Here is a 4,055-nt window from a genome sequence, read left to right as displayed (position 1 = left end):
CTAATCAAGGAATCGGGTTCATGTCTCCTTTTTTGTTCGGATGTAAATTTATGTTAGTGAATTTGCTCATCTACAGTTGATAATAAAGGATGTCTTTAATAACCTTTTTCAAACATTCTTTCGGCGATTCAAGACACTGTTCCAAACATTGTTCGATGACACGCAAATAATCCTCATAAAACTTGGAAACCAAATATTCCAATAAGCCGTTTTTTCCTTTAAAATAATAGGAAATGTGAGCAATATTCGCGTTTGCCTTTTCGGCGATTTCTCTAATCGATGTTCCAGCAAAGCCTTTCGTATTAAAAAGAAAAATGGCTGCATCGACAATGTTTTCTTTTGTGGCAGCGCCTGTATGTCGCATTAAAAGGACAACTCCTTTTCCTAGAGGCTTCCAATAAAGCGAAAAGCTTTGCTATATACTTCCATGTTTCAAAATGTTTTTCCTGCTGGAATTTCTCGACAAAGTTCGTCTTTCCTTTTCAACATCTAAAAAAGAAAGTAGGGTTATAATGTTTTCCATTCAAAAATACAATGGCACTAAAGAAAAAAATTATCAGCTTGTTTTAAAACAACTTGGTTCGCTTTTGGAAGGCGAAAAAAACGTTATTGCGAACCTTGCCAATGCTTCTGCCTTGTTAAATCAGTTTTTAACAGATGTGAACTGGGTGGGATTTTACCTGAAAGATGGGGAAGAACTCGTCCTCGGTCCTTTCCAAGGCCTTCCTGCTTGCGTCCGCATTCCAATTGGGAAAGGAGTTTGTGGTACAGCTGCAAAAAATAAAACAAGTTTGATTGTCGCTGATGTAAACAAATTTCCAGGACACATTGCTTGCGATGCCCGGTCACAATCGGAATTGGTGGTTCCGCTGTTAAAAGACGGTGAAGTTATTGGCGTGTTGGACATTGATAGTCCAGTTCAAAATCGTTTTGATGAAATCGACCAGAAATATTTGGAACAATTTACGGAAATGATAACGGCTCATCTTTCATTCGAAAACAAAAAGAGGCTGTTCTGATTGGAAATGCGAAGAGAAATAAGTGCAAGAAACAGCCTCTCTAACAAATATCTTGAATAATCGTTTGATTTTTGCCATTGTTTTTTGCCCGATAAAGCGCATCATCTGCACGTTTAAAAAGTTTTTGCGCTGAATCCTTTCCTCGTTGAATATCCCAATAAGATACTCCGCATGAAACAGTCGCCGGCGGGTTTGTAGATTTTTGAACAGCTCGAACAAGCCTGTTGGCTATGCGGTTGCCGTTTTCAATGTCCATACCAGGGAGATAAACGGCAAGCTCCTCCCCTCCCCACCTGGCGCAGATGTCTTCCTCCCGAACGTTTTGTTTAAGCGTTTTGGCAATTTGAACAAGCACTTCATCACCTTTTTGATGTCCAAACGTGTCATTAATGGTTTTAAAATTGTCAACATCTACTAAAATAAAAACACCTCTTTGATCTTTTTGGAATGATTTCTGAATGGATTCATCCAGATAAGTCCTCGTATACAGTTTTGTTAACTGGTCGGTAATGACAAGCGTTTCCAATTCTTCGCGCAGTTTTGAGTTAATAAGGGCAAGTGTGGAATGAGAAACGAGCGACTCCATTAATTTAAACATATCAAACGTGAAGGCATACGGTTCTTTCCCTAAGACTACCGCAAATCCGATAATTTTTTCCTTGTTGTTCATTGGAATTGCCATAACAGATTTGTAGGGGATTTTTTTGGATAAAACATTTGTAAGATCGCCAATAAAAACACCTTTTTTTTCCGTAATGCTTTCCACAATCCATTCGATGTACAATTCAGATTCACTTGTATGGAAAAAATCTGTGCTTTCAGGGAGCATGCTCCATTTTTGATTATCATCGATCAAAAGAAAAGCAGCCTCATCTGCAGCAAACGAGTGAATCATCCGTTTGACCATATAGCGGATCGTATCGGATATTCTTAAATTTTTATTGATTTCGTGCGTCGTTTCATTAATTAACTGCAAATCGTTCACATGCTTTTGCGATTGCTCATATAGTTTTGCATTTTCTAACGCCTTTCCCCCAGCTTTGCCCACTTTTTCAATAATGGGCATTTCACTCAAAATGGTTCCGTCTTGAAACGTTACATCAAGTTCAATCAATCCGTAAACTCCTTGTCTCCCAGCTATTGGAACATAAAAAAAGTGCCCTTCTTCTTTTTTGCATCCAAAAATTTCTCCTTTCAGAAAGGCAGTCATTGCCATCTCATTGGCATTTAACTCTTCTTCCAAAGATTTAACGGGAATTTCATTTTCCAATTGATTTTCATTCGGAAGAATAAGCCGGCAAAGGACTTCGGGATAAACGGATTTAATCGTATAATACAATTTCTTGAGCACTTCTTCTTCCTTCATGATGGAATAGAGCTGATCGGTCATTAAAAACAATTGGTTGTATTTTTCTTTAATCATTTGCTGCTTATGCAATTTTTTTCCGTAAAAAAACACCTCGGAGCACGTTTCATATATTTTTTCAAACCAATCTGGAGGCTGGCCGGCAAAATCTTTCATTCCTTTAATTTCTATCAAAATTTTTTGAAAATCGCCTTTTGGTTTGAATAACCATATGGATCCGTTTTCTTTGTGGACAATGAAGTTCTCATCGTGATTGAACTGAAACGCTTTTGATATGCTATCTGATCCAGGGCTGCTCGAATATCGGTATGTATAAAGATTTTCACCGATACGCTGCCAAATAACCGTTTCATCAACTCCCAACGTTTCTTGCAAAATTCGCAGCATAGAATGAACAAATTTATCAAAATCCACGATCTCTTCATAGTCCAAAAGAAAGTGGAATAAACCGGTTTTCAATTTTTCAATTACATAGTTTGACATGTTCCACCTCCTGCAATCTGCTCTTATTCATTAATGTTTTAGCACTAGTCTTATTATAACATGAAGAACAATCTTTTCATCAAATAAATGGGATATTTTTCTCATATATGGGAATATAAAGGGTAATATAGCAGGTTTATTTGTTTGACTTTTTTCATACCTTCAAAGTTATTATCACCTTGACACAAATCATTGAAAATCATATAATATTGCTTTGTAAAATATAGCAGCCTTTTGATTCGACAATTATGACTTCATTTTGTTCCTCAAATCCATGAGGTGTATCGTGTAACTCTCTGCTGCTGGAGCGAAGATACATGAAAACAAAATGTGCATAATTGAGAGAATCAGTCTGTTTGTATTTTACAATCGAAAATACAAAAGGAGGAGCAATATGTCTCGTTATACAGGTCCTACATGGAAAATTTCCCGCCGTTTAGGCATTTCTTTGAGCGGAACAGGAAAAGAGCTTGAAAAACGTCCGTATGCGCCGGGGCAGCATGGTCCAGGGCAACGGAAGAAACTTTCCGAATACGGCTTGCAATTGCAAGAAAAACAAAAATTGCGCCATATGTATGGTGTGAACGAACGCCAATTCCGCAACACGTTCGTAAAAGCCGGAAAAATGCCTGGCATCCACGGCGAAAACTTCATGATCCTTTTAGAGTCACGTTTAGATAACATTGTTTATCGTCTTGGCTTGGCTCGCACCCGCCGTCAAGCGCGCCAATTGGTCAACCACGGACATATTTTAGTGGATGGAAGCCGTGTAAACATTCCATCTTACCAAGTAAAACCAGGCCAAACCATTTCTGTCCGGGAAAAATCCCGCAACCTTCAAATCATTAAAGAAGCGGTTGAATTAAACAACTTTGTTCCTGAATATTTAACATTTGATCCGGAAAAACTTGAAGGAACATACACTCGTCTGCCTGAACGCTCTGAACTGCCTGCGGAAATCAACGAATCGCTCATCGTTGAGTTCTACTCTCGTTAATTAATATGCTTTGTAAATAGCATATTCAAAAACCCTAGAAACCTTGATAAATCAATGTGAAGTGACCCAGTAAAATGGGACAAGGAAAAAACACCTCCTGAATCGAATGTATCACTTACTTCGATTTGTGGAGGTGTTTGTCTTATGGGGACAAGAGTTCATTATCCAGAGGAGATCAAGTGGAAAGCTA

3 protein-coding genes and 1 pseudogene are annotated in these 4,055 nt (G+C 38.1%); 2 read left to right on the top strand and 2 right to left on the bottom strand.

Going from position 1 to position 4,055, the window contains the following annotated elements; genetic code table 11:
• Positions 1-165 precede the first annotated feature (165 nt).
• Positions 166-364 (bottom strand): annotated as a pseudogene (locus AC0KTX_RS16420) (TetR family transcriptional regulator); the annotation flags it as partial.
• Between the two features lie 148 nt (positions 365-512).
• Between AC0KTX_RS16420 and AC0KTX_RS16415 the strand changes: the two are divergent.
• A complete protein-coding gene (locus AC0KTX_RS16415) occupies positions 513-1,019 on the top strand; it encodes a GAF domain-containing protein (RefSeq protein ID WP_474253132.1) in 507 nt (168 codons plus the stop codon).
• Positions 1,020-1,059: 40 nt separating this feature from the next.
• Here AC0KTX_RS16415 and AC0KTX_RS16410 read toward each other — a convergent pair whose 3' ends face one another.
• Positions 1,060-2,868 (bottom strand): sensor domain-containing diguanylate cyclase, encoded by a 1,809-nt coding sequence (locus AC0KTX_RS16410; RefSeq protein ID WP_474253131.1) that lies wholly within the window; start codon positions 2,866-2,868, stop codon positions 1,060-1,062.
• 394 nt (positions 2,869-3,262) lie between these two features.
• Between AC0KTX_RS16410 and rpsD the strand changes: the two genes are divergently transcribed.
• A complete protein-coding gene (gene rpsD, locus AC0KTX_RS16405; protein WP_474253130.1) occupies positions 3,263-3,865 on the top strand; it encodes a 30S ribosomal protein S4 in 603 nt (200 codons plus the stop codon).
• Positions 3,866-4,055 lie beyond the last annotated feature (190 nt).

This window comes from Aeribacillus sp. JST-2 (assembly GCF_056032925.1).
Note: the sequence above shows the minus strand (reverse complement) of the source record. Positions and strands in the feature narration are given on the sequence as shown.